Source organism: Pseudomonas sp. 28 E 9, assembly GCF_900004785.1.
Classification (GTDB): domain Bacteria; phylum Pseudomonadota; class Gammaproteobacteria; order Pseudomonadales; family Pseudomonadaceae; genus Aquipseudomonas; species Aquipseudomonas orientalis_A.
This window is the reverse complement of sequence record NZ_CVTK01000050.1, coordinates 38,572-64,597: the sequence shown is the minus strand read 5'-3', so window position 1 is coordinate 64,597 and position 26,026 is coordinate 38,572. Positions and strand designations below refer to the sequence as shown.

Here is a 26,026-nt window from a genome sequence, read left to right as displayed (position 1 = left end):
GCGCTGCTCGGCGAATTATCTAGTGGGAAACGTGGGGCAAGATTGGTCCAGCACACCTACTTCGGCGCGGTTTCACAATACTTGAGCGATTCATAGAGGTATGACGCAAACGATTGCCGTGCATAGGCCAACCCCTTCATTCGAGGCGAGTCACCGCGGGCAAGACCATCGCCTGCACCTCGCTCTGCAGAAACTCCGCCAGGCGCCGCAAGCGCTCACCCCCGGGGCGGGTTTTCGGCCACACCAGGTAATAACTTTCCCCGCTGGCGACGGCCGTTGGCCACGGCAGGCTCAAGCGTTTCTGGGCGACGTCCTCGGCCACCATCAACAGGTCTCCCATGGACACGCCATAGCCGCGCGCGGCCGCGATCATGCCCAACTCCAGCGTGTCGAACACCTGCCCACCCTTGAGCGAGACCCGGGAGGTCAGCCCCATGTGCTCCAGCCAGTAACGCCAGTCACGCCGGTCCGGTGTCGGGTGCAGCAGTTCGGCCGTCGCCAGCCGCTGCACGTCCCAGGGGCCGTCATCCAATAGATTGGACGCGCCCACCGGAATCAGCATCTCGGCAAACAGGTAGCTGGCCTCCCAGTCCGCCGGAAAATGCCCGTTACTGAGCAATACCGCGCAATCGAACGGTTCCTGATTGAAGTCCACTTCATCAATGCTCATCCACGCACTGGTGAGCTGCACCTCATTGCCCGGCTGCAGCGCCCGAAAGCGACTCAACCGCGCCAGCAGCCAGCGCATGGTCAGGGTGGACGGTGCTTTCATGCGCAAGATGTCATCTTCGGCGTTCAGGGTATGGCAGGCGCGCTCCAGGGCGGCGAAGCCTTCGCGCACGCCGGGCAGCAACAAGCGCGCCGCCTCCGTGAGTTGCAAGGTACGGCCGCTGCGCTGGAACAGCCGGCAGGCGAAATGCTCTTCGAGGGTACGAATATGCCGGCTGACCGCACTCTGGGTAATCGACAACTCCTGCGCCGCGCGGGTGAAGGAGTGGTGACGGGACGCGGCCTCGAATGCCCGCAGGGCATAAAGCGGGGGAAGACGACGAGACATTTGATGACTCCGACAGCGCAATGGTCAAACCCTACCAGAATCAATCAGGCATGAGTTTTAATCATGCAAACGATCGCTTTTATCCCTTTGTGCAATGCGCCGAAAGCGCCGAGAATCAACCCTCCCCCACCTCCCTGACATTTCGAGAGCGATGATCATGCAGCATCCGGCACGTACCGAACTCTGGGCCATTCTGCGGCTGGCGGGGCCGTTGATTGCCTCACAGTTGGCGCACATGCTGATGGTGTTGACCGACACCCTGATGATGGCGCGCCTGAGCCCCGAAGCCCTGGCCGGCGGTGGCCTGGGCGCGGCGAGCTATTCGTTCGTGGCGATTTTCTGCATCGGCGTGATCGCGGCAGTGGGCACCCTTGTGGCCATCCGTCACGGCGCGGGCGACATCGACGGCGCCACCCGGCTGACCCAGGCCGGGTTGTGGCTCGCCTGGTTGATGGCCCTGGCGGCGGCGCTGCTGCTGTGGAACCTCAAGCCGGTGCTGCTGATGTTCGGCCAGACCGAAACCAACGTGCAGGCCGCCGGGCAATTCCTGACCCTGCTGCCGTTCGCCCTGCCCGGCTATCTGAGCTTCATGGCACTGCGCGGCTTCACCAGCGCCATCGGCAAAGCCACCCCGGTGATGGTCATCAGCCTGTGCGGCACGGTGGTCAACTACCTGCTCAATCACGCGCTGATCGAAGGCATGTTCGGCCTGCCCAGACTCGGGCTGATGGGCATTGGCCTGGTCACGGCCATTGTCGCCAATGGCATGGCGTTGGCACTGATGTGGTACATCCGCAGCAACCGCACCTACGCCGCCTATCCACTGAGCAGCGGGCTGCTGCGCCTCAATACCCGGTACCTGCGCGAGTTGTGGCGCCTGGGCCTGCCGATTGGGGGCACCTATGCGGTGGAAGTCGGGCTGTTCGCGTTTGCCGCACTGTGCATGGGCACCATGGGCAGTACGCAGTTGGCGGCACACCAGATTGCCCTGCAGATCGTCTCGGTGGCGTTCATGGTTCCGGCGGGGATGTCCTACGCGGTGACCATGCGTATCGGCCAGCATTATGGCGCCGGGCAGTTGCTGCGGGCACGCATGGCCGGACGGGTCGGCATCGGCTTTGGTGCCCTGTTGATGCTGGGGTTTGCCCTGGTGTTCTGGCTGCTTGCCGACCCGCTGATCGGGCTGTTCCTCGACCATGACGATCCGGCGTTTCATGATGTCATCGTCCTGGCCGTCAGCCTGCTGGCCGTCGCCGCCTGGTTCGAGCTGTTCGATGGTGTGCAGACCATTGCCATGGGCTGCATCCGCGGCCTCAAGGACGCCAAGACCACGTTCCTGGTGGGGCTCGGTTGCTACTGGCTGATCGGCGCGCCATCAGCCTGGTTGATGGCGTTCACCCTGGGCTGGGGGCCGACCGGTGTGTGGTGGGGCCTGGCGTTGGGGTTGGCGTGCGCGGCGGTGAGCCTGACCTGGGCGTTCGAGGCGAAGATGAAGCGGATGATTCGGCGAGAGCCGGACATACAGCCTGCCTTTCAGGCGGCACAGACAGAGTAAAGCCCTGCTCGGTCAGACCTGTGGGAGGGGGCTTGCCCACTCCCACATGTTCAATCGAGTTTACAACTTACCCCGACAACGCCTGCTGGCTTTTGCCGGAGGTCAGATACTCCACCAGCTCAGTCAACGGCAACGGTTTACTGATCAGGTAACCCTGGGCCTGATCGCAACCAAACAGTCTCAGAAGCTCAAGCTGCTCAGGGGTTTCCACGCCTTCGGCCACCACTTCCAGGTTGAGGTTATGGGCCAGGTTGATCATGGCGTGTACCAGCTTGCGATTCTCTTCGCGCTCTTCCATGCCACCGACGAAGCTCTTGTCGATCTTCAACAAGGCAATCGGCAGGCTGTTGAGGTGCACAAACGATGAGAAACCGGTACCAAAGTCATCCAGGGAAAACCGCACACCGAGGCGGCCGAGAGCGTCCATGGTCTGTTTGACCAGGTCGCTGCGACGCATCACGGCGGTTTCGGTCAGCTCGAACTCCAGCCATTGTGCTTCCACGCCGCGCTCGGCAATCAGCCGGCTGAGTGTCGAGAGCAATTGGCTGTCCTGGAACTGGCGAAACGACAGGTTGACCGCCATGTGCAACGCCGGCAGGCCGCGTTCGCGCAGGTCCTGCATGTCGCGCAGGGCTCGGGAAATCACCCAGTAACCCAACGGCACGATCAGGCCGCTCTGCTCGGCCAGGGGCACGAACTCGCTCGGCGGCAACAGTCCACGCTCGCCATGGCGCCAGCGCACCAGGGCCTCGAGGCCGACGATATGCCCGTCATCCAGGTCCAGGCGCGGCTGGTAATGCAGCTCCAGCTCATCGCGACGCAAGGCACGGCGCAATTCGCTTTCCAGGTCGGCCAGGCTGCGCGCGTTGCGGTTGATGCGTTCGTTGAAGATATGAAAGGTACAACCCTGGGTGCTTTTGGCCTGTTGCATGGCGATATGGGCGTGCCACATCAGCGGGTCGGCCCCGGCGCGGGCCCGGGCATGCGCCACACCCAAACTGCAGCCGATCAGCAGGCTCTCGCCGTCCACCCAGTAAGGCTCAGCCATGACTTCGGTGATGCGCTCGGCCATCCATTCGGCGCGCTGGGGCGCACGGCGGGTGTCGATCAGCAGCGCGAACTCATCGCTGCCCAGACGCGCCAGCTGATCACCGGCTTCAAGCTGGCTTTTGAGCCGTGAGACCACCTGCAGGATCAAGCGGTCGCCGGCCTGGTGACCGAGGGCATCGTTGGCGTGACGAAAATTGTCCAGGTCAAGATGACCGAGGGCCAGTCCGCGGCCTTCGTTTTCCGCCAGCCGTGCCGCCAGCAAGGTCTGGAAACCCTGACGATTGGCGATACCGGTCAGCGGATCCTGTTCGGCCAGGCGCTGCAAGGTGTTTTCCAGCACGCCACGCTCGCGCACATGACGCAGGCAGCGGCGCAAGGTACCGGCGTCCAGCGCGGAATGGATCAGCCAATCGCTGACGCCGAGCGGCGCAACCAGTGGTTCCTGTTCCAGCAGCAATACACACGGCAGGCTGCAACGACCGGGGCCGGGTTGCAGGTTGGGCGTGGTCAAGAGCACCGCTTCGTGATCGTCGTCGAACAGACGACTCACCGAGTCCCAACTGGGTGCACTGATCAGCACAGCCCCATCGCCCATCGGCGCCAGGCACTCGCGCAACAACGCTGCCCACGCCGGCGTATCGGCCAGCAGCAGCAAACGCAAGGGTTCGACAGGCGTAGACAAGCTAGCTCCCTAGACTCTGCAAAAATTCGTTGGCGGCGGGCATTATGACGTGCGGCCTGACGATAACAAATGCATGACCAATGATAGGTGTTATCAAACACGCAGACTGTGAAAAATAGTCGCGATACCCACGACATCCTGCGGCAAAGTAGCAAAACCGGCAAATTTAGATCGAGTGGTACGTCACACCGTCGTTCTAAGGCAGCAGAATCTTGCCAGCCTGTTAAAATGCCCGCCCTTTTGAATAACGACTCCCTGAACTCTGTATGTCCCGACTCAATCCCCGGCAGCAAGAAGCCGTGAACTACGTCGGCGGCCCTCTATTGGTGCTCGCCGGTGCTGGCTCCGGCAAGACCAGCGTGATTACCCGCAAGATCGCGCACCTGATCCAGAACTGCGGCATCCGCGCCCAGTACATCGTCGCCATGACCTTTACCAACAAGGCGGCGCGGGAAATGAAAGAGCGCGTCGGCACCCTGCTCAAGGGTGGCGAAGGCCGTGGCCTCACCGTGTGCACGTTCCACAACCTGGGCCTGAACATCATCCGCAAGGAACATGCGCGGCTGGGCTACAAGCCGGGTTTCTCGATCTTCGACGAGACCGACGTCAAGGCCTTGATGACCGACATCATGCAGAAGGAATACGCGGGCGACGACGGCGTCGACGAGATCAAGAACATGATCGGCGCCTGGAAAAACGACCTGGTCCTGCCCCCCGAAGCCCTGGAAAACGCACGCAACCCCAAGGAACAGACCGCCGCCATCGTCTACACCCACTACCAGCGCACGCTCAAGGCGTTCAACGCGGTGGACTTCGACGACCTGATCCTGCTGCCGGTCAAACTGTTCCAGGAACACAAGGACATCCTGGAAAAGTGGCAGAACAAGGTGCGCTACCTGCTGGTGGACGAATATCAGGACACCAACGCCAGCCAATACCTGCTGGTGAAGCTGCTGATCGGCACGCGCAATCAGTTCACCGTGGTGGGCGACGATGACCAGTCGATCTACGCCTGGCGCGGCGCGCGCCCGGAAAACCTGATGCTGCTCAAGGACGACTATCCGTCCCTGAAAGTGGTGATGCTGGAGCAGAACTACCGCTCCACCAGCCGTATCCTGCGCTGCGCCAACGTGCTGATTTCCAACAACCCCCACGAGTTTGAAAAACAACTGTGGAGCGAGATGGGTCATGGCGACGAAATCCGTGTGATCCGCTGCCGCAACGAAGATGCCGAAGCCGAGCGCGTGGCGGTGGAAATTCTCAGCCTGCACCTGCGCACCGACCGCCCTTACAGCGACTTTGCGATCCTGTATCGCGGCAACTACCAGGCCAAGCTGATCGAATTGAAATTGCAGCACCACCAGGTGCCGTATCGCCTGTCGGGGGGCAACAGCTTCTTCGGGCGCCAGGAAGTCAAAGACCTGATGGCCTACTTCCGCCTGATCGTAAACCCGGATGACGACAACGCCTTCCTGCGCGTGATCAACGTGCCGCGTCGGGAAATCGGTTCGACGACCCTGGAAAAGCTCGGCAACTACGCCACCGAACGCAAGATCTCGATGTACGCCGCCACCGACGAAATCGGCCTGGGCGAACACCTGGACACGCGCTTCACCGACCGCCTGTCGCGCTTCAAGCGTTTCATGGACAAGGTGCGCGAACAATGCGCCGGCGAAGACCCGATCAGTGCCCTGCGCAGCATGGTCATGGACATCGACTATGAAAACTGGCTGCGCACCAACAGTTCCAGCGACAAGGCCGCGGACTACCGCATGGGCAACGTCTGGTTCCTGATCGAAGCCCTGAAGAACACCCTGGAAAAAGACGAAGACGGTGAAATGACCGTCGAAGACGCCATCGGCAAGCTGGTGCTGCGCGACATGCTCGAGCGCCAGCAGGAAGAGGAAGACGGCGCCGAAGGTGTGCAGATGATGACCTTGCATGCGTCCAAGGGCCTGGAATTCCCCTACGTGTTCATCATGGGCATGGAAGAGGAAATTCTCCCGCACCGCTCCAGCATCGAAGCCGACACCATCGAGGAAGAACGGCGCCTGGCCTACGTGGGGATTACCCGCGCGCGTCAGACACTGGCCTTCACTTTCGCCGCCAAGCGCAAGCAATACGGCGAAATCATCGATTGTGCCCCCAGCCGGTTCCTCGATGAGCTGCCGCCGGATGACCTGGCCTGGGAAGGCAACGACGACACCCCGACCGAGGTGAAGGCCGTTCGCGGCAACAGCGCCCTGGCCGATATACGCGCGATGTTAAAGCGCTAGAATCGACTACTTTTTAATCTACTTTCGGCGCCTGTTGCGCCATCAGAGGAAGCTTTCCGTGGAAGCACTGCACAAGAAAATTCGCGAAGAAGGCATCGTGCTTTCCGATCAGGTACTCAAGGTTGACGCCTTTCTGAACCACCAGATCGACCCGGCACTGATGAAACTGATCGGCGACGAATTCGCCGCGCTGTTCAAGGACTCGGGCATCACCAAGATCGTCACCATCGAAGCCTCGGGCATCGCCCCGGCGATCATGACCGGCCTGAACCTCGGCGTGCCCGTGATCTTCGCGCGCAAGCAGCAGTCCCTGACCCTCACCGAAAACCTGCTGTCGGCGACGGTGTACTCCTTCACCAAGAAAACCGAAAGCACCGTGGCGATCTCCCCGCGCCACTTGACCAGCAGCGACCGCGTGCTGGTCATCGATGACTTCCTGGCCAATGGCAAGGCGTCCCAGGCGCTGATTTCGATCATCAAGCAGGCCGGCGCGACCGTGGCCGGCTTGGGCATCGTGATCGAGAAGTCGTTCCAGGGCGGCCGTGCCGAGCTGGATGCGCAGGGTTATCGGGTTGAATCGCTGGCACGGGTGAAGTCGCTGGCCGGTGGGGTGGTGACCTTCATCTGAATCAACGCGGCTCAAAATGTGGGAGGGGGCTTGCTCCCGATAGCGGTGTATCAGTCACCCAATGTATTGGCTGACACACTGTCATCGGGGCACGAGTATCTACACAACTTTTAGGTACCCTGCGGGACCCTGTGGGAGGGGGCTTGCCCCCGATGGCGGCCTCTGGGCCGACCAGGATGTTGGATCAGATCGAGTACATATCCGTTTCTGCGGTAACGGCTGCTAATGGTTCCGCTTTTACAGCGGCTCACTTTTGAAAAGCGCAAAAGTAAGCAAAACGCTCTTGCCCCACCACTCGGCACCTCGCCTAGGCTCGGTGTGCCCGAACGCAGGCTTGAATCCGTGGGCCGCCGCAATGGGCCATCCATGGCCCAGTGCGGCTAACCCGGCGTCCTGCCGGGTTGCCCACGGATTCAAGCCTGCGTTCGGCAAGCATGGTTTAACGAGGCGCCTAAGATCAAAAGCAGATCAAGATCAAGAGCGACTCGCTTCGCATCGTGGTTACGATTGAGCGCTACAGAGTTGTGTAGATACCTATGGTCATCGGGGGCAAGCCCCCTCCCACATTTGCTCTCTATTGCCTGTCAGTGTGCGGTGGCCTGGAGGCCGGCGAGTAACAGGCGCTGGTACAGGTCTTCCTTGAATCCCTCCGGCTGATCCAACCGCATCCGCTTAAGGTGCTCGGGAAACGCCTCCGGCTCCGGGGCATCCAGCGCCGCCTTGCCCAGTTCCAGCATCTCCGTGAGCTTGAATTTGCTCTTGAGCCAGTTCAGCGCCCGCAGCAGGTCCCGCTCCTCGTCCGTAAAGTCACTGCCCAACGGGTACTCCGGGAACAGGCGTCGGTGCCTGGCCTGAATCGCCTGGAGCCGTTGCGGTGTGTTGTCGGCAAAACGCGGGTCCAGCTGGAAATCCTTGGGCAGCTTGCCGGCCTTTTGCGCCTGCTCGATCAAATCGTCCTGGAAGCGCGAGTCAGTGATATTGAGCAACGCTTCAATCACCTTGGCATCCGTCTGCCCCCGCAAGTCGGCAATGCCGTACTCGGTAATGACGATATCGCGCAGGTGCCGGGGAATGGTGCAATGGCCATATTCCCAGACGATATTGGAACTGACCTCTCCCCCCGACTCGCGCCAGCTGCGCAGGATCAGGATCGAACGCGCATCCTCCAGCGCGTGGCCCTGGGCAACGAAGTTGTACTGCCCGCCCACGCCACTGAGCACGCGGCCATCTTCCAACTGATCGGCCACACCGGCACCGAGCAACGTCACCATGATCGCACTGTTGACGAATCGTGCGTCCTGGCGCTGCAAACGCTTGAGTTCTTCCTGACCGTACAGCTCGTTGATATAGCTGATGCGGGTCATGTTGAATTCCAGCCGCTTGGCGTGGCTCATCTCCTGCAAACGCTGGTAGAAACTGCGCGGGCCAAGGAAGAAACCGCCATGGATGGAGATGCCATCGGGCTGCGCCGCATCGTCGAGCAGCCCGGCATTGGCTTGCTCCTGGGTCGCCACATCCGGGTACACCTTGCGCCGGATGATGCCGGCATCCGCCAGCACCAGCATGCCGTTGACGAACATTTCGCTGCAACCATAAAGGCCCCGGGCGAACGGATCGACGCCACCCTCACGACTGATCAAGGGCGCCCACTGGTACACATCCAGGTCGGTCAGCAGCAATCGATAGGCTTCGTTGTCGGCCTGGCGCGCCAGCAAGGCGGCGGTCAGCGCATCGCCCATGGAGCCGATGCCGATCTGCAAGGTGCCGCCATCGCGAACCAGGGTGCTGGCATGCAGGCCGATAAAATGGTCCTGGAACCCCACCGGCATGTTGGGCGTGGAAAACAGCGTGGTGCTGTCTTTTTCGTCGAGCAGGTAGTCGAATGCGTCCATGCCCAATTCCGCATCGCCGGGCATGTAGGGCAATTCAGTGTGAACCTGGCCAACCACCAGGATGGTTTCCCCGGCTTCGCGGCGCTTGGCGATCATGGGGAGCAGGTCGAGGGTGATATCCGGGTTGCAGCTCAGGCTCAGGCGGTCGGGATGCTCGGCGCTGCTGGCGACCAGTTGCGCCACCAGGTTCAGGCCGGCGGCATTGATATCACGGGCGGCATGGCTGTAGTTGCTGCTGACATAATCCTGCTGCGCCGAGTCGCTATGGAGCAGGCTGCCGGGCTGCATGAAGAACTGTTGCACGCGGATATTCTTCGGCAGGCTGCCCTTGTGCAGATCAGCGAGAAAATCCAGTTCGGGATAATCGCCAAACACGCGCTCGATAAAAGGTTCGAGAAAGCGCTTTTGCAACCCGTCCCCCAGGGACGGGCGACCCAGGCTCAGCGCGGTGTAGATGGTCAGCGCCCGCTCGGGCAACTTGGCGATGCGCCGGTACAGCGCATTGACGAACAGGTTGGGCTTGCCCAACCCCAGCGGCATGCCCATGTGGATATGCGCCGGCAACCGCGCCAGTACGTCGTCAACTGCTTGCTCGATTGAACACAACTGCACCATCCGACCCTCCTGAACATTCCATGATTAGGGGTTGGACAGAGCGTGGCGGGTCTTTGCTGCAAAGAACAGTGTTGAAACAAAAATCTGGGGACAAAAAAAGCCGCCTGTAAGCGTAATGCCGTTCAGTTAAGGCTCTTTGTAGGAGCGAGGGGGGCGCCTAGCTCTTGCTCGCGAAAAACCACAGGCGCCGCGTTCAACCAGGAAACACGCGTTATCGTTGACGTTTTTCGCGAGCAAGCTCGCTCCTACAGAGGGCGATGTACGCTTAACTGAACAGCATTAGCCCGTAAGCGGCTGTTTTGACGAAGATCGGTTTATTTCAAGCCGGACATCTTCTCGATCGCACCCTTTAGCTCATCATCCGAGCAATCGGCGCAGGTGCCTTTGGGCGGCATGGCATTGATGCCGGTGATGGCCTTGGCAAGCAGCCCGTCGAGGCCGCCCTGCTCTTTGGCGCGTTTACCCCAGTCTGCCGCATCGCCGATTTTCGGCGCACTCAGCAGGCCAGTGCCATGGCATGCGTTGCAATGTTTGGCGATCACTTCATCCGGCGTCTTGGCACCGCCGCCGCCACCCGCCGCCACAGCAACCTCCATCCCCTTGCATTCCTGACCCTGGACACAGACCTGGCCCACAGGCTCCAGGCGCTTGGCGATGTCATCGTTGGTCGCAGCCTGGGCGCTGACAGCCCACAGGGCCAGTACGGTTGCTGGTGCAGCCAGCATTTTCATAATTAGGTTCACGCGTTCACCCTCAATGGTGGCTATTCACGCCTGCGGCCACGGTTTCGCAGGCGGCGAAAGTATAGCGGTTAGCCCGTCCGGCCGAAACAACCCTATTAAATAAAGGGAGATTCAGCCTCACGGTTTACAGCTGCGCGAACCCTGCAAAGCTGGCAGGGCGCCTTCTGTTTTAAAAGTTCGCGGGTGTGGCTGCGCTGATTAGTCGCGCCGGCACGTCGAACGGATTGCGAAAACGATGGGGCTTGGTACTTTCAAAGTAGTAGCTATCGCCCGCTTCGAGCACAAAAGTTTCAAGACCGACCACCAGCTCCAGGCGCCCTTCCACCAGGATTCCGGTTTCTTCGCCTTCATGGGTGAGCATTTCTTCGCCCGTGTCGGCGCCTGGCGGGTAGATTTCATTGAGGAACGCGATTGCCCGGCTCGGGTGCGCTCGGCCTACCAGCTTCATGGTCACGGCACCGTCGGAGATGTCGATCAACTCATTGGCTTTATAGACGACCTGCGTGGGTATTTCCTGGAGGATCTCTTCGGAAAAGAATTCCACCATGGACATGGGAATGCCGCCCAGTACCTTGCGCAGGGAACTGATCGAGGGGCTGACGCTGTTTTTCTCGATCATCGAAATGGTGCTGTTGGTGACGCCCGCGCGCTTGGCAAGCTCGCGCTGGGAAAGACCTTTGAGTTTACGGATGGATTGCAGTCGTTCGCCGACGTCCAATGCAGGTGCCTCCTGGGATTCAGGCTTTGTTGTAATTGAGCGTTATCATGGCGACAGCGTTCAGTATTTACAACACTTGGGCCTAAATCCTGGGCAGCGGCGTTCGTACCTGGCGATCAAGCGCCCAAATAGAGCCTTGGCACCCGGCGCAGGTTGCAGAAAAGCTGATAGGGGATGGTTTCAGCCGCGGTCGCGACGTCGCTGGCGAGGATATTCTTGCCCCACAACTCCACCGTGGAACCCAGCCCCGCCTGCGGCACATCCGTCAGGTCGACGCACAGCATGTCCATGGACACCCGGCCCAGCAACTGGCTGCGCTGACCGGCGACCAGCACCGGTGTGCCCGTGGGCGCGTGGCGCGGGTAGCCGTCGGCGTACCCCATGGCCACCACGCCGATACGCATCGCTTTGGGCGTGATGAACCTGGCCCCGTAACCCACCGGCTCTCCCGCCGGCAGTTCACGTACGCAAATGATTTTCGACTCCAGGGTCATCACCGGCTGCAAACGCGCGGCGATAGCCTGGTCATCGCCAAAAGGCGTGGCGCCGTAGAGCATGATGCCCGGGCGCACCCAGTCGCTGGACACATTCGGCCAACCCAGTACGGCCGGGGAATTGCGCAGGCTGACTTCAGCCGCCAGGCCCTGGCGCGCCGCTTCGAATACCGCCACTTGTTCGCTGCTGCTTGCGCAATCGAGCTCATCGGCACGGGCGAAATGGCTCATCAATACGATCTTCGCGACCTTGCCACTGGCCAGCAGACGCTTGTACGCCTCCTGGAAATCCTTGGGGTGCAGGCCGACTCGGTGCATGCCCGAGTCGAGCTTGAGCCAGATGTTCAGCGGCTTGCCCAGCGTGGCCTGCTCGATCGCCTCCAGTTGCCACAATGAATGCACCACGCACCACAGGTCCTGCTCGATGATCAGCGCCAGCTCGTCGGCTTCGAAAAAACCTTCCAGCAACAGTACCGGTGCACGTATCCCGGCGGCGCGCAGCTCCAGGGCCTCCTCGATGCACGCCACCGCAAACCCATCGGCCTCGGCTTCCAGCGCCTGGGCTACGCGCACCGCGCCGTGGCCGTAGGCGTCCGCCTTGATCACGGCGAGGGCCTTGGCCCCGCTGACTTCGCGGGCCAATTGGTAGTTGTGACGCAGGGCTTGGAGGTCGATCAGGGCACGGGCAGGACGCATGGCGGTTGGCTTCTAGGCGGCAGAGTGAAGAAAACCGGTGCCGACCGGCAACATCGGCACCGCAAGAGGGATGTGTATTAAGGCAGCGCAGCCACGACGGACAGCTCTACAAGGATATTCGGCTCACACAGTTTGGCTTCAACCGTGGCGCGGGCCGGGGCGACACCTTTTGGCAACCACTTGTCCCACACCGCGTTCATACCGGCGAAATCGGCGTCGATGTCTTTCAAATAGATCGTCACCGACAGCAAGCGGGTCTTGTCGGTGCCGGCCAGGTCCAGCAAACGCTCGATGTTGACCAGGGTTTCACGGGTCTGCTGCTCAATGCCGGCATTCATGTCATCGCCCACTTGGCCCGCCAGGTACAGGGTACCGTTGTGAACCACGATCTGGCTCATGCGTTCATTGGTGAGCTGGCGCTGGATGGACATGTTTTGCGGACTCCTGGTGATTGCCGTAACGGGAGATATCGAGGCCTTCGGCGCTGATCTGCGGGGTTTTCTTCGCCATCAGGTCGGCCAGCAAACGTCCGGAGCCGCATGCCATCGTCCAGCCGAGGGTGCCGTGGCCGGTATTCAGGAACAGGTTCCTGAACGGGGTGCCACCGACAATCGGTGTGCCATCGGGCGTGGTCGGGCGCAGGCCGGTCCAGAAACTGGCCTGGGCCAGATCGCCGCCCTGAGGATAAAGGTCGTTGACGATCATCTCCAGGGTTTCACGCCGACGCGGGTTGAGCGACAGGTCAAAACCGGCTATTTCAGCCATGCCGCCGACGCGAATGCGGTTGTCGAAACGGGTGATCGCGACTTTGTAGGTTTCGTCGAGGATGGTCGAGGTCGGCGCCATCGCCGGGTTGGTGATCGGCACGGTCAGCGAGTAGCCCTTGAGCGGGTACACGGGCGCCTTGATCCCCAGCGGCTTGAGCAGCTTGGGCGAATAACTGCCCAGCGCCAGCACGTAGCGGTCGGCGGTTTCCAACTTGCCATCGATCCACACGCCATTGACGCGGTCGCCGGCGAAATCGAGGCGCTGGATGTCTTGTTCGAAGCGGAACTCAACGCCCAACTGCTTGCACATGTCGGCCAGGCGCGTGGTGAACATCTGGCAATCGCCCGTCTGGTCGTTGGGCAGGCGCAGCGCACCGGCGAGAATGTCGGTGACGTTGGCCAAGGCCGGCTCGACCCGAGCGATGCCGGCACGGTCGAGCAATTCGAAGGGCACGCCGGACTCCTGCAGCACGGCAATGTCCTTGGCCGCGCCATCGAGCTGGGCCTGGGTGCGGAAGAGTTGAGTGGTCCCCAGGCTGCGCCCTTCGTAGGCAATCCCGGTTTCAGCGCGCAGTTCGTCAAGGCAGTCGCGGCTGTACTCGGAGAGGCGAACCATGCGCTCCTTGTTCACCGCATATCGGTTGGCGGTGCAATTGCGCAGCATCTGCGCCATCCACAGGTATTGATCGATATCGGCGGTGGCCTTGATCGCCAGCGGCGCATGGCGTTGCAGCAGCCACTTGATCGCCTTGAGCGGCACGCCCGGCGCGGCCCATGGCGACGCATAGCCTGGAGACACCTGGCCGGCGTTGGCGAAACTGGTCTCCATGGCGGCGGCGGGTTGACGGTCGACCACGACGACCTCAAAGCCGGCCCGAGCCAAATAGTAGGCACTGGTCACGCCAATGACGCCGCTACCCAAGACCAGAACGCGCATTTTTATATCCTCATCACGGGCTGAGCCGCTGACGTGTTATTCGAGCAATGATGGGCGCAGTGTAAAAAACAATCACCAGTGCATTTCACTATATAAATGCCTATATTTGGCGACAATTCTCGGTAAAAATGCTTTTCACAGAGGCGTATCCCCTATGCGTACCAACACTCAGACCAAGCGGGAGCTGGACAAGATCGACCGCAACATCCTGCGCATCCTGCAAACCGATGGGCGCATTTCGTTCACGGAGCTGGGCGAGAAGGTCGGGCTGTCGACGACGCCCTGTACCGAGCGAGTCCGGCGCCTGGAACGCGAAGGGATCATCATGGGCTACAACGCACGGCTCAATCCGCAGCATTTGAAAGGGAGTTTGCTGGTATTTGTCGAGATCAGCCTGGATTACAAGTCCGGCGACACGTTTGAAGAGTTCCGCCGCGCGGTGCTCAAACTGCCGCATGTGCTGGAGTGTCATCTGGTGTCCGGAGACTTCGACTACCTGGTGAAAGCGCGGATTTCCGAGATGGCCTCGTACCGCAAATTACTCGGCGATATTCTGCTCAAACTGCCCCACGTGCGCGAATCCAAGAGCTACATCGTGATGGAAGAGGTGAAGGAAAGCCTGAACCTGCCGATCCCCGATTAACCTGACACAACTCAATCAAATGTAGGAGCAGGCTTGCCCTAATGCCATTCAGTTAAGCCTACACCGCACTCTGTAGGAGCGAGCTTGCTCGCGAAAAAGGTCAACGATAACGCGTGCTTTCTGAATGAACGCGGTGCCTGTGAGTTTTTCGCGAGCAAGCTCGCTCCTACAGACGGCATTAGGGCTTGCCCCCTCCCACACTGACCGAGTACATCCGCTACACCAGTACCTGTCGGGTACTCGCCATGTACGCGTGGATCTGCTTTTCAACCCGTGGATGAATCAGTTCCACCGGCCGCCGGCCATTGGGGCACGGCAAGGTCTTGGTGGTGCCGAACAGGCGACAGATCAGCGGGCGCTCGTCATACACGGTGCAGCCGTCGGGCCCCAGGTGCACGCAATTGAGCTCATCCATGGCCGCTGCCTGCTGGGCAGCTGTCTTGCGCGGCAGGCGCGACATTTCTTCGGGCGAAGTGGTGACCGGCCCACAGCAGTCGTGGCAACCGGGGACACACTCGAACGAAGGAATCTGTCGACGCAGCGCGCTGATTTTCTGACTGTTGCAACTCATCGAAACACACACCGAACGGCGAATAGGCGTGGATTCTGACTCAAAATGCCCCGCGCAGACAGCTTCGTCCGACCGTTGTATCCTGCGTCAAATTTTCCAAACAGGGAGGCCCCCATGATCGCCAGCGCCCGGCACACCGCGTCCTACTACGCCGCCAGCAGCGTGCCGCACCCCGATTACCCGGCGTTGACGGGTGAGGTGCGCGCCGATGTCTGCGTGATTGGCGGGGGATATTCCGGGCTCAACACCGCCCTGGAACTGGCCGAGCGCGGCTTCAGTGTCGTGCTGCTGGAAGCGCGCAAGATCGGTTGGGGCGCCAGTGGGCGTAACGGCGGGCAGCTGATTCGCGGCGTCGGCCATGGCCTTGACCAGTTCGCCAAGGTGATCGGCACCGACGGCGTGCGCCAGATGAAACTGATGGGCCTGGAAGCGGTGGAAATCGTACGCGAGCGCGTCGAGCGCTTCCAGATCCCCTGCGACCTGACCTGGGGCTACTGCGACCTCGCCAACAAGCCCCGCGACCTGCAAGGGCTCGCCGAAGACGCCGAAGAGCTGCGCAGCCTGGGTTATCGCCATCCAGTACGCCTGCTGGAAGCCGGCGAGATGGCCAGCGTGATCGGCTCCGACCGCTATGTAGGCGGAATGATCGACATGGGGTCCGGGCACCTGCACCCGCTCAACCTCGCCCTGGGCGAAGCCGGCGCTGCCCGGCAACTGGGCGTGCAATTGTTCGAGCAGTCCGAGGTGACGCGCATCGACTACGGCGCGCAGGTCAAAGTGCACACCGCCCAGGGCCAGGTACATGCCACGACCCTGGTGCTGGCCTGCAACGCCTACCTCAATGACCTCAACCCGCACTTGAGTGGCAAGATATTGCCCGCCGGCAGCTACATCATCGCCACCGAACCCTTGAGCGAAGCGCTAGCCGCCAGCCTGTTGCCGCAGAACATGGCGGTGTGCGATCAGCGGGTAACGGTGGACTATTTCCGTCTGTCCGCCGATCGCCGCCTGTTGTTCGGCGGCGCCTGCCACTATTCCGGGCGCGACCCGAGCGACATTGGCGCCTATATGCGGCCAAAGATGCTGCAAGTGTTCCCGCAATTGGCCAACGTGAAGATCGACTTCCAGTGGGGCGGCATGATCGGCATCGGCGCCAATCGGTTGCCGCAGATCGGGCGCCTGGCGGATCAACCCAATGTGTATTACGCCCAGGCCTACGCAGGCCATGGTCTCAACGCCACGCACCTGGCAGGCCGGTTGCTGGCCGAAGCCATCAGCGGCCAGCAGCAGGGGCGCTTCGACCTGTTCGCCCAGGTGCCGCACATGACCTTCCCGGGTGGTAAACACTTGCGCTCGCCGCTGCTGGCCCTGGGGATGCTCTGGCACCGCCTCAAGGAACTGGTCTGATCAATCGCGCCAGAAAGCCTTCAAGCCTTCATGGCGTGCCTGTTCCGCAGTCAGCCCCACATCGCGCAATTGCTCTGGCGTCAGCGTGAGCAAGGCCTTGCGTGTATGACGGCGGCGCCAGAACAGGCTCCAGCGGTTGTCGCCAGGCAGAGTTGGCACCCGCTTCTGCTCGGCTTCCAGTTCCTGGCTATGTAACGCCAGCCGCACATCGCTCATGCCATTCATTTTGCCGCCCCTCGTTGGCTTGCCGCCTTGAGTGGCTAGAATGAGCGCGCGAGCAAAACCAATACAGATTCAACCTCCCTTTATTAAATCCATACAGACACTGCCTATGTACCGCTGAATCCTGTATTTTGCGCCTATCTGTACTGGTCTGCTGGGAGTGACCGCCGTGACCCTCTACGTCAACCTCGCCGAATTGCTGGGCACCCGCATCGAACAAGGCTTCTATCGCCCCGGCGACCGTCTGCCTTCCGTACGCGCATTGAGTGTGGAACACGGGGTCAGCCTGAGCACCGTGCAGCAAGCCTATCGACTGCTGGAAGACAATGGCCTGGCGATGCCCAAGCCCAAGTCCGGCTATTTTGTGCCGGCGGGCCGTGAACTGCCGGCGCTGCCCGAGGTGGGTCGCCCGGCCCAGCGGCCGGTAGAGATTTCCCAGTGGGACCAGGTACTGGAACTGATTCGTGCCGTGCCGCGCAAGGACACCATACAGTTGGGCCGGGGCATGCCGGATGTGTTGTCGCCCACCCTCAAGCCACTGCTTCGCAGCCTGGCCCGCGTCAGCCGCCGCCAGGATCTGCCGGGGCTTTACTACGACAACATCATGGGCTGTATGGCATTGCGCGAACAAATCGCGCGACTGTCGTTGGATTCCAGTTGCCAGCTGACGGCCGAGGACATCGTCATCACCACCGGCTGCCACGAGGCGTTGTCCGCCAGCATCCACGCGATTTGCGAGCCCGGCGATATCGTTGCGGTGGATTCGCCAAGTTTCCACGGCGCCATGCAGACCCTCAAGGGCCTGGGCATGAAAGCCCTGGAGATTCCCACCGACCCGATCACCGGCATCAGCCTTGAAGCCCTGGAACTGGCGCTGGAACAGTGGCCGATCAAAGTCATCCAGCTCACTCCCAATTGCAACAACCCATTGGGCTACATCATGCCGGAGGCGCGCAAACGCGCACTGCTGACCCTGGCCCAGCGCTTCGACGTGGCGATAATCGAGGACGATGTGTATGGCGAACTGGCCTACAGCTACCCGCGCCCGCGCACGATCAAATCCTTCGACGAAGACGGCCGCGTCCTCCTGTGCAGTTCGTTCTCCAAGACCCTGGCGCCCGGCCTGCGCATTGGCTGGGTCGCGCCGGGGCGCTACCTGGAACGGGTGCTGCACATGAAATACATCAGCACGGGCTCGACCGCCACCCAGCCGCAGATCGCGATTGCGGAATTTCTCAAAGGCGGCTATTTCGAACCGCATTTGCGCCGGATGCGCACGCAATACCAGCGTAATCGCGACCTGATGCTCGACTGGGTCAGCCGCTACTTCCCCGCCGGTACGCGCGCCAGCCGGCCCCAGGGCAGTTTTATGCTGTGGATAGAATTGCCGGAGGGCTTCGATACCCTCAAGCTCAACCGTACGCTGATGGACCAAGGCGTCCAGGTGGCCGTAGGCAGCATCTTTTCCGCATCCGGCAAATACCGTAACTGCCTGCGTATGAACTACGCTGCCAAACCGACGCCGCAGATTGAAGAGGCGGTGCGCAAGGTCGGTACCGCTGCGCACGCCCTGCTGGCCGAAGCGGCAGACTGACCTTTTCCGAGCAATTGCCGTCATATGCCGACAAACGCCTGACCTGGATGCCGCCTCCTTGATGATTAAACGGCTTTTACCGCTTTTCCTGTTGGGAGCACTGGCACTGGGTGGCTGCGCGACGGCCTACACACCGCGCGTGCCCAGTGATGCGCTACCGGCGGCACAGTCCTCCTTCGGCCGTTCGATCCAGGCCCAGGCGGCGCCTTACCAGGGCCGTTCCGGCTTTCGCCTGCTGCCCAACAGCAGCGAAGCGTTCATGGCCCGCGCCGAACTGATCCGCAACGCCCAGACCAGCCTCGACCTGCAGTACTACATCGTGCATGACGGTATCAGCACGCGCATGCTGGTGGATGAACTGCTCAAGGCCGCCGACCGCGGCGTGCGCGTGCGCATCCTGCTGGACGACACCACCAGCGACGGGCTCGATCAGATCATCGCAACGCTTGCCGCCCACCCCAACATCGACATTCGCCTGTTCAACCCGCTGCACCTGGGGCGTAGCACCGGGGTGACTCGCGCCATGGGGCGCCTGTTCAACCTGTCGCTGCAACACCGGCGCATGCATAACAAACTGTGGCTGGCCGACAACAGCGTGGCGATCGTGGGCGGGCGCAACCTGGGGGATGAGTATTTCGATGCCGAACCCAACCTGAATTTCACCGATATCGACATGCTCAGTGTCGGGCCGGTGGCCGAGCAATTGGGTCACAGTTTCGATCAGTACTGGAACAGCGCGCTGAGCAAGCCTATCGATGAGTTTGTCTCAACGATGCCTTCCAGGATCGACCTCGCTGTCGCGCGTGGGCGCCTGGAGGCCTCGCTGACCCAATCGCGCCAGCAGAACCACGCCCTGTATAACCGCCTGCGCACCTACCAGACCCAGCCGCGCATGGATATCTGGCGTCGCGAGTTGATCTGGGCCTGGAACCAGGCGCTGTGGGATGCCCCGAGCAAGGTGCTGGCCAGGGCCGACCCGGACCCGCAATTGCTCCTCACCACGCAACTGGCGCCGGAGCTGGAAGGTGTCAGCCGTGAGCTGATCATGATTTCGGCGTACTTCGTTCCCGGGCCGCCCGGGCTGGTGTACCTGACGGGCCGCGCCGATGCGGGCGTGTCGGTGAACCTTTTGACCAACTCCCTCGAAGCCACCGATGTACCCGCCGTGCACGGCGGCTACGCGCCCTATCGCAAGGCGCTGCTGGAGCATGGCGTGAAACTCTATGAGCTGCGTCGACAACCCGGCGACCCCAGCGCAAGCAGCGGGCCGCACCTGTTTCGTCGCGGCAGCCTGCACGGCTCCGACTCCAGCCTGCACAGCAAAGCGATGATTTTCGATCGGGAAAAATCGTTTATCGGCTCGTTCAATTTCGACCCGCGCTCGGTGCTGTGGAACACCGAAGTCGGCGTACTGGTGGACAGCCCGGAACTGGCGGAACACGTACGCAACCTGGCGCTGCAAGGGATGGCGCCAGCGCTGAGCTACGAGGCGAAACTGCAGGATGGGCAGATCGTGTGGGTGACGGAAGATAACGGCCAGTTGCACACCCTGACCCGGGAGCCCGGCAGTTGGTGGCGCCGGTTCAATGCCTGGTTCGCCACCAGTGTCGGCCTGGAGCGTATGCTCTAGAAATCAGGTATACCCCATGTGGGAGGGGGCTTGCCCCCGATTGCCATACGGATCTACACACCACCGTAGCACCCAACCGTAACCACGATGCGAAGCGAGTCGCTCTTGATCTGGCTTTTGATCTTGATCTGCTTGTGATCCTAGGCGCCCCGTTAAACCACGCTGGCCGAACGCAGGCGAGGTGCCGAGTGGTGGGGCAAGAGCGTTTTGCTTACTTTTGCGCTTTTCAAAAGTGAGCCGCTGTAAAAGCGGAACCATTAGCAGCCGTGACCGCAGAAACGGATATGTACTCGATCTGATCCAACATCCTGGTCGGCCCAGAGGCCGCCATCGGGGGCAAGCCCCCTCCCACAGTTGCCCTGCGCTGTTTCCAGCAGGGTTACAGCTTGATCCAGGTCGCCTTCAGTTCGGTGTATTTGTCGAACGCATGCAGCGATTTATCGCGACCGTTACCCGACTGCTTGAAGCCCCCGAACGGAGCGGTCATGTCGCCGCCGTCGTACTGGTTGACCCACACGCTACCGGCACGCAGGGCCTTGGCAGTCAGGTGCGCCTTGGAAATATCCGCCGTCCACACCGCTGCCGCCAGGCCATATTGGGTGTCGTTGGCGATGGCGATGGCTTCTTCGGCGCTGTCGAAGGTGATTACCGACAGTACCGGACCGAAGATTTCCTCCTGGGCAATTTTCATGGCGTTGGTCACACCGTCGAAAATGGTCGGCTCGACGTAGGTGCCACCGGTTTCTTCCAGCGTGCGCTTGCCACCGGCGACCAGCTTGGCGCCATCGGCATGGCCCGCTTCGATGTACGAGAGCACGTTGTTCATCTGCTGAGTGTCCACCAGCGCACCCACGTTGGTGGCAGGGTCCAGCGGGTTACCGGGCTTCCAGCCCTTGAGGGCCTCGATGACCAGCGGCAGGAAGGTGTCCTTGATCGAACGCTCCACCAGCAGGCGCGAACCGGCGGTGCAGACTTCGCCCTGGTTGAAGGCGATGGCGCTGGCGGCGGAGTTGGCGGCGGCTTGCAGGTCCGGCGCATCGGCAAACACAATGTTCGGGCTCTTGCCGCCAGCTTCCAGCCACACGCGCTTCATGTTCGATTCGCCGGAGCGGATCAACAGCTGCTTGGCAATTTTGGTGGAGCCGGTAAACACCAGGGTGTCCACGTCCATGTGCACCGCCAGCGCGTTACCCACGGTGTGGCCATAGCCCGGCAGCACGTTGAGCACGCCTTTTGGAATGCCGGCTTCAACGGCCAGGGCGGCGATACGGATGGCGGTCAGCGGGGACTTTTCCGACGGCTTGAGAATTACCGAGTTACCGGTCGACAGCGCCGGGCCGAGTTTCCAGCAGGCCATCATCAGCGGGAAGTTCCACGGAACGATCGCACCGACTACGCCGACGGGCTCACGGGTCACCAGCCCCAGTTGGTCATGGGGCGTGGCCGCCACTTCATCGTAGATCTTGTCGATTGCCTCGCCGCTCCAGCTCAGGGCATTGGCGGCGCCGGGGACGTCGATGTTCAGGGCGTCGCTGATCGGCTTGCCCATGTCCAGGGTTTCCAGCAGCGCCAGCTCTTCGGCATTGGCCTTGAGCAGTGCGGCGAAACGGATCATGACGAACTTGCGCTTGGCCGGTGCCAGGCGCGACCAGACCCCGGAATTGAAAGTGGCACGGGCGTTTTCCACGGCACGCTGGGCGTCGGCGGCGTCACAGCTGGCCACGGTGGCGAGCAGACGACCATCGACCGGACTGATGCATTCGAACGTGTCACCGGAAACGGCGGCGGTGTACTCGCCATTGATGTACGCGCGGCCTTCGATTTTCAGGCCCTTGGCGCGTTGTTCCCAGTCGGCACGGGTCAGGGTGGTCATGCAAGTCTGCTCCTCTTATTGGATACAAGGGCCTGGAAGATTGATCCCGGCGCCCCCACGAATGCTTGCCTGGCCAGCCTGCTGTTCGGCTCAAGGCACTTGCCACCCTAAACCAGCGGCTGGGGATGTTTCAATATATTTGACATAACGCCGGCAAACGCCCTTGCGATGTTCATTTTAATAAACATAGACTTTGGCCTCTCCAAACGCAGGCCAGACGGGATAAGCACATGAGCATCCAGGACATCGTCGATTTCAGCCAAGCCAATACCGCCCCCGATCGCTATCGCCCTGCCGCCGAGAAAATCCTCAAGGGCGACCCTGAACAGACGATCTACAACCACTACAACAGCCCCTGCGGGCAAATGAACGCGGGCGTCTGGGAAGGCGAAGTCGGGCAGTGGACGGTCAATTACACCGAGCATGAATACTGCGAGATCGTGCAGGGAGTTTCCGTACTGCGCGATGCCCAAGGCAATGCCAAAACCTTGCGCGCCGGCGACCGCTTCGTCATCCCGGCCGGCTTCAGCGGCACCTGGGAAGTGCTGGAAGCGTGCCGCAAGATCTACGTGGTGTTCGAACAGAAAGCCTGATCAGCGAATCCCAGGCAAAAAAAAGCCCGTATCGTGAGATACGGGCTTTTTTTCACAAGGAAGGAAATCAATTACTTGATTTTGCCTTCTTTGTAGATCACGTGCTTGCGAACGCGCGGGTCGAACATTTTCTTTTCGAGCTTGTCCGGGGTAGTACGCTTGTTCTTGTCGGTAGTGTAGAAGTGACCAGTACCGGCGCTAGAGATCATTCGAATCAATTCACGCATGATAGAGCTCCTTAGATCTTGCCGGCGGCGCGGATTTCGGCCAGCACGACAGTGATGCCACGCTTGTCGATGATACGCATGCCTTTGGCAGATACACGCAGGCGAACAAAACGTTTCTCTTCTTCAACCCAGAAGCGGTGATGCTGCAGGTTCGGCAGGAAACGACGACGGGTTTTGTTATTTGCGTGGGAAATGTTATTCCCAGTCACCGGACCCTTACCGGTAACTTGACAGACTCTCGACATGCCTCAGCCCTCTAAAACCACATGCCCAACCCGGCATGGGTTGGCCGCTTAATCTCTCAGTCATTTGGCGCCAGGCGCCGCGTTTCTTTAGGGTCTTACCGGCTACACCTACAAGCGAAGGAACCGGGCCCCTAGAAAAGAGCGCTGCTTTATACCAGAAAGACCCAGGTGCAACAACAGCGAGTGTGTTTTTACCTGAGCAAATCTCGGCTGTTGGCGCCTGAACCGTTGCCAGGAGGGGCCGCTGTAACAGCCGACCGCTCGTCGCACAGAATGATTTTCAGCGCCTGCAAGCACTCTGACCTGCACGTTGAAACGCGCTGAGGCGCCATCAAAACAGCATTTTGGCCAAAAGCACAGGCAAAAATGGGCTAGTCATTTAATCAACAGGCCACTACGGTAGGGCTTTTCCAGACTGCACTCGCAGATGGGCCTTCGATCTGCACAGGAAACCGAATATGCGCCTCGCTGCCCTACCGCTATTGCTAGCCCCCCTTTTCATCGCTCCGATGGCCGTTGCCGCCACCAATTTAAGCGTTTGCACCGAGGCCAGCCCCGAAGGGTTCGACGTGGTGCAGTACAACTCGTTGACCACCACCAACGCCTCGGCGGATGTGCTGATGAACCGTCTGGTGGACTACGACGCTACCGCCGGCAAGCTGGTGCCGAGCCTGGCAGACAGCTGGGACGTCTCCCCGGATGGCCTGACCTACACGTTCAAATTGCACCCGAACGTGAAATTCCATCGCACCGAGTATTTCACCCCCAGCCGCACCCTGACGGCCGAAGACGTGCGCTTCAGCTTCGAACGCATGCTCGACCCGGCCAACCCGTGGCACAAGATCGCCCAGAGCGGCTTCCCCCACGCGCAATCCCTGCAATTGCCGGCGCTGATCAAGAAGATCGATGCCCTCGACCCGCTGACCGTGCGCTTCACCCTTGATCACGCCGACTCCACGTTTCTTGCCGCGTTGAGCATGGGCTTTGCCTCGGTCTACCCGGCCGAATATGCCGACAAACTGCTCAAGGCCGGCACCCCGGAGAAGCTCAACAGCCAGCCCGTCGGCACCGGCCCGTTCGTTTTCGTGCGTTTCCAGAAGGATGCGGTGGTGCGCTACAAGGCCAATCCGGACTACTTCGCCGGCAAACCGACTGTGGATAACCTGATCTTCGCCATCACGCCGGATGCCAATGTGCGCCTGCAGAAACTGCATCGCGACGAGTGCCAGATCGCCCTGTCGCCCAAGCCCCTGGATGTGGGCGAAGCCGAAAAAGACCCGGCACTGAAGGTGGAAAAAACCGCCGCCTTCATGACCGCCTTCGTCGCCATCAACAGCCAGCACCCGCCACTGGACAAGCCCGAGGTACGCCAGGCGATCAACCTGGCCTTTGACAAAGGCAGCTACCTGAAGGCGGTATTCGAAGGCACCGCCGAAGCGGCCAATGGTGTCTACCCGCCCAATACCTGGAGCTACGCCAAGGACTTGCCGGGTTATCCACAAGACCTTGCCAAAGCCAAGGCGCTGTTGAACCGCGCCGGCCTCAAGGACGGCTTCAAAACCACGATCTGGACCCGCCCTACCGGCAGCCTGCTGAACCCCAACCCGAATCTTGGCGCTCAGTTGCTGCAAGCCGATCTGGCCAAGGTCGGCATCCAGGCCGACATCCGCGTGATCGAGTGGGGCGAGTTGATTCGCCGCGCCAAAGCCGGCGAACACGACCTGCTCTTCATGGGCTGGGCCGGTGACAATGGCGACCCGGACAACTTCCTGACCCCGCAATTTTCCTGCGCAGCCGTCAAATCCGGTACCAACTTCGCCCGCTACTGCGACCCTGCGCTGGACAAGCTGATCAGCGCCGGCAAGACCACCAGCGAACAGGGCGTGCGCACCAAGCTCTACCAGCAGGCCCAGGCGCAGATCCAGCAGCAGGCGCTGTGGCTGCCCCTGGCGCACCCCACGGCGTTTGCCCTGACACGCAAGACTATCGAGGGCTATCAGGTGAGCCCGTTTGGCCGGCAGGATTATTCCAAGGTCAGCGTCAAGCCTTGAGCTGCAAGCTGCAAGCCGACTTGTGGCTTGCAGCTTGCAACTGTCCTCTACATCCATCCGTATTCCGCCATCGACAACGGATCACCATCGCCCACGATGATGTGGTCCAGCACCCGCACGTCCACCATTTCCAGGGCTTTTTGTAGAACCTTGGTCAATTTTCGATCAGCCGGGCTGGGGTCCACGCTTCCCGAAGGATGGTTGTGGCACAGGATCAACGCTGCGGCGTTGTACGCCAGCGCACGCTTGACCACTTGCCGGGGATAGACCAGGGCGGTATCGATGGTGCCTTCGCAGAGCGCCTCGAAACCCAGCACCCGATGCTTGGAGTCGAGAAACAGGCAGCCAAACACTTCGTGAGACTCATGACGCAGCAGCGCCTTGAGGTATTCGCGTACGGCCAGCGGGCTTTCCAGCACCGAATCGTTGCGCAGGCGCTCGGCCATGTGGCGCCGGGACATTTCCAGCACCGCCTGCAATTGGGCAAACTTCGCCGGCCCCAGGCCCGGCTGCTGATTGAACAGCGCCTGGCTGGCCTCCAGCAGCGGGCGCAACCCACCGAATTGCGCCAGCAGATGACGCGCCAGGTCCACGGCGCTCCTGCCGGATACGCCAGTGCGCAGGAAAATCGCCAGCAATTCGGCATCGGACAGACTGGCCGCGCCCCACTCCAACAGCTTCTCTCGCGGCCGCTCGGCAGCAGGCCAATTGCGAATACTCATCCCACCTCCTTTCCATGATGTACGCCGTATGCGCCGCTGTTGCCGGGCGGACGCTGTGTTATCGTAGGCCCTCTTTTTTGCATGCGATTTCACCTGGGGAGGGGTCATCGCAGGCGTCACTGAACTGGCTTCACTGAA

General features: G+C 61.0%; 23 protein-coding genes. 9 read left to right on the top strand and 14 right to left on the bottom strand.

Features of this window, described 5'->3' with window-relative positions; genetic code table 11:
* Positions 1-136 precede the first annotated feature (136 nt).
* Positions 137-1,057: a LysR substrate-binding domain-containing protein gene (locus BFQ00_RS16490; protein ID WP_065934133.1), complete on the bottom strand. Its 921-nt coding sequence runs from the start codon at positions 1,055-1,057 to the stop codon at positions 137-139.
* Between the two features lie 151 nt (positions 1,058-1,208).
* Here BFQ00_RS16490 and BFQ00_RS16485 point away from each other — a divergent pair, with 151 nt between their 5' ends.
* Complete coding sequence (locus BFQ00_RS16485) at positions 1,209-2,612, top strand: NorM family multidrug efflux MATE transporter (protein ID WP_065934132.1); 1,404 nt, start codon at positions 1,209-1,211, stop codon at positions 2,610-2,612.
* A gap of 67 nt (positions 2,613-2,679) precedes the next feature.
* On the opposite strand, the gene BFQ00_RS16480 is transcribed toward BFQ00_RS16485, so the two are convergent.
* Entirely contained in the window at positions 2,680-4,344 is a 1,665-nt protein-coding gene (locus BFQ00_RS16480; RefSeq protein WP_065893960.1) for a putative bifunctional diguanylate cyclase/phosphodiesterase, read from the bottom strand.
* Between the two features lie 266 nt (positions 4,345-4,610).
* Between BFQ00_RS16480 and rep the strand changes: the two genes are divergently transcribed.
* Positions 4,611-6,620: a DNA helicase Rep gene (rep, locus tag BFQ00_RS16475; RefSeq protein WP_065886961.1), complete on the top strand. Its 2,010-nt coding sequence runs from the start codon at positions 4,611-4,613 to the stop codon at positions 6,618-6,620.
* A gap of 58 nt (positions 6,621-6,678) precedes the next feature.
* On the top strand, positions 6,679-7,248 hold the full coding sequence (locus BFQ00_RS16470; RefSeq protein ID WP_003176890.1) for a xanthine phosphoribosyltransferase: 570 nt from the start codon (positions 6,679-6,681) through the stop codon (positions 7,246-7,248).
* 584 nt (positions 7,249-7,832) lie between these two features.
* On the opposite strand, the gene BFQ00_RS16465 is transcribed toward BFQ00_RS16470, so the two are convergent.
* The 6 genes from BFQ00_RS16465 to dadA all read right to left on the bottom strand — a co-directional run bounded on the left by BFQ00_RS16465 (position 7,833) and on the right by dadA (position 14,110).
* On the bottom strand, positions 7,833-9,755 hold the full coding sequence (locus BFQ00_RS16465; protein ID WP_065934131.1) for an acetyl-CoA hydrolase/transferase C-terminal domain-containing protein: 1,923 nt from the start codon (positions 9,753-9,755) through the stop codon (positions 7,833-7,835).
* Between the two features lie 314 nt (positions 9,756-10,069).
* Positions 10,070-10,486, bottom strand: coding sequence for a c-type cytochrome (locus BFQ00_RS16460; RefSeq protein ID WP_065886959.1), 417 nt, complete (start codon positions 10,484-10,486; stop codon positions 10,070-10,072).
* A gap of 181 nt (positions 10,487-10,667) precedes the next feature.
* The gene (locus BFQ00_RS16455; RefSeq protein WP_065886958.1) at positions 10,668-11,216 is read right to left on the bottom strand and encodes a cupin domain-containing protein; all 549 of its coding nucleotides are present in this window, start codon (positions 11,214-11,216) and stop codon (positions 10,668-10,670) included.
* Positions 11,217-11,332: 116 nt separating this feature from the next.
* Entirely contained in the window at positions 11,333-12,406 is a 1,074-nt protein-coding gene (gene alr / locus BFQ00_RS16450) for an alanine racemase (RefSeq protein ID WP_065934130.1), read from the bottom strand.
* A 77-nt stretch (positions 12,407-12,483) separates the two neighbouring features.
* Positions 12,484-12,837, bottom strand: a complete 354-nt coding sequence (locus BFQ00_RS16445) for a RidA family protein (RefSeq protein WP_065886956.1) — start codon at positions 12,835-12,837, stop codon at positions 12,484-12,486.
* Positions 12,809-14,110 carry a D-amino acid dehydrogenase gene (dadA, locus tag BFQ00_RS16440; protein WP_065934129.1) on the bottom strand — a complete coding sequence of 434 codons (1,302 nt, stop codon included), beginning with the start codon at positions 14,108-14,110 and terminating at the stop codon, positions 12,809-12,811. Before dadA ends, BFQ00_RS16445 begins: the two co-directional genes overlap by 29 nt.
* 154 nt (positions 14,111-14,264) lie before the next feature.
* Between dadA and BFQ00_RS16435 the strand changes: the two genes are divergently transcribed.
* On the top strand, positions 14,265-14,753 hold the full coding sequence (locus BFQ00_RS16435) for an Lrp/AsnC ligand binding domain-containing protein (RefSeq protein ID WP_003176896.1): 489 nt from the start codon (positions 14,265-14,267) through the stop codon (positions 14,751-14,753).
* Between the two features lie 217 nt (positions 14,754-14,970).
* On the opposite strand, the gene BFQ00_RS16430 is transcribed toward BFQ00_RS16435, so the two are convergent.
* Positions 14,971-15,324: a YkgJ family cysteine cluster protein gene (locus BFQ00_RS16430; RefSeq protein ID WP_065886953.1), complete on the bottom strand. Its 354-nt coding sequence runs from the start codon at positions 15,322-15,324 to the stop codon at positions 14,971-14,973.
* Between the two features lie 114 nt (positions 15,325-15,438).
* On the opposite strand from BFQ00_RS16430, the gene BFQ00_RS16425 reads away from it, so the two are divergent.
* Positions 15,439-16,731 carry an NAD(P)/FAD-dependent oxidoreductase gene (locus BFQ00_RS16425; protein ID WP_065886952.1) on the top strand — a complete coding sequence of 431 codons (1,293 nt, stop codon included), beginning with the start codon at positions 15,439-15,441 and terminating at the stop codon, positions 16,729-16,731.
* Here BFQ00_RS16425 and BFQ00_RS16420 read toward each other — a convergent pair whose 3' ends face one another.
* Positions 16,732-16,956, bottom strand: coding sequence for a DUF1127 domain-containing protein (locus tag BFQ00_RS16420; protein ID WP_065934128.1), 225 nt, complete (start codon positions 16,954-16,956; stop codon positions 16,732-16,734).
* Positions 16,957-17,122: 166 nt separating this feature from the next.
* Between BFQ00_RS16420 and BFQ00_RS16415 the strand changes: the two genes are divergently transcribed.
* Both BFQ00_RS16415 and BFQ00_RS16410 read left to right on the top strand, forming a co-directional pair.
* A complete protein-coding gene (locus BFQ00_RS16415) occupies positions 17,123-18,547 on the top strand; it encodes an aminotransferase-like domain-containing protein (RefSeq protein ID WP_065934328.1) in 1,425 nt (474 codons plus the stop codon).
* Between the two features lie 61 nt (positions 18,548-18,608).
* Complete coding sequence (locus tag BFQ00_RS16410; RefSeq protein ID WP_065893969.1) at positions 18,609-20,177, top strand: phospholipase D family protein; 1,569 nt, start codon at positions 18,609-18,611, stop codon at positions 20,175-20,177.
* A 379-nt stretch (positions 20,178-20,556) separates the two neighbouring features.
* Here BFQ00_RS16410 and BFQ00_RS16405 read toward each other — a convergent pair whose 3' ends face one another.
* Positions 20,557-22,050 carry an aldehyde dehydrogenase gene (locus BFQ00_RS16405; protein ID WP_065934127.1) on the bottom strand — a complete coding sequence of 498 codons (1,494 nt, stop codon included), beginning with the start codon at positions 22,048-22,050 and terminating at the stop codon, positions 20,557-20,559.
* Between the two features lie 230 nt (positions 22,051-22,280).
* Between BFQ00_RS16405 and BFQ00_RS16400 the strand changes: the two genes are divergently transcribed.
* Positions 22,281-22,643, top strand: coding sequence for a cupin domain-containing protein (locus BFQ00_RS16400; RefSeq protein ID WP_065886947.1), 363 nt, complete (start codon positions 22,281-22,283; stop codon positions 22,641-22,643).
* Positions 22,644-22,714: 71 nt separating this feature from the next.
* Here the strand turns inward: BFQ00_RS16400 and rpmG are convergent, their stop codons facing one another.
* Entirely contained in the window at positions 22,715-22,870 is a 156-nt protein-coding gene (gene rpmG, locus BFQ00_RS16395; protein ID WP_003176906.1) for a 50S ribosomal protein L33, read from the bottom strand.
* An 11-nt stretch (positions 22,871-22,881) separates the two neighbouring features.
* Complete coding sequence (rpmB, locus tag BFQ00_RS16390) at positions 22,882-23,115, bottom strand: 50S ribosomal protein L28 (protein ID WP_003176907.1); 234 nt, start codon at positions 23,113-23,115, stop codon at positions 22,882-22,884.
* 458 nt (positions 23,116-23,573) lie between these two features.
* Here rpmB and BFQ00_RS16385 point away from each other — a divergent pair, with 458 nt between their 5' ends.
* Positions 23,574-25,166 (top strand): ABC transporter substrate-binding protein, encoded by a 1,593-nt coding sequence (locus BFQ00_RS16385; RefSeq protein ID WP_065934126.1) that lies wholly within the window; start codon positions 23,574-23,576, stop codon positions 25,164-25,166.
* A gap of 47 nt (positions 25,167-25,213) precedes the next feature.
* Here BFQ00_RS16385 and radC read toward each other — a convergent pair whose 3' ends face one another.
* Positions 25,214-25,888: a RadC family protein gene (radC, locus tag BFQ00_RS16380; RefSeq protein ID WP_065934125.1), complete on the bottom strand. Its 675-nt coding sequence runs from the start codon at positions 25,886-25,888 to the stop codon at positions 25,214-25,216.
* Between the last annotated feature and the right edge of the window lie 138 nt (positions 25,889-26,026).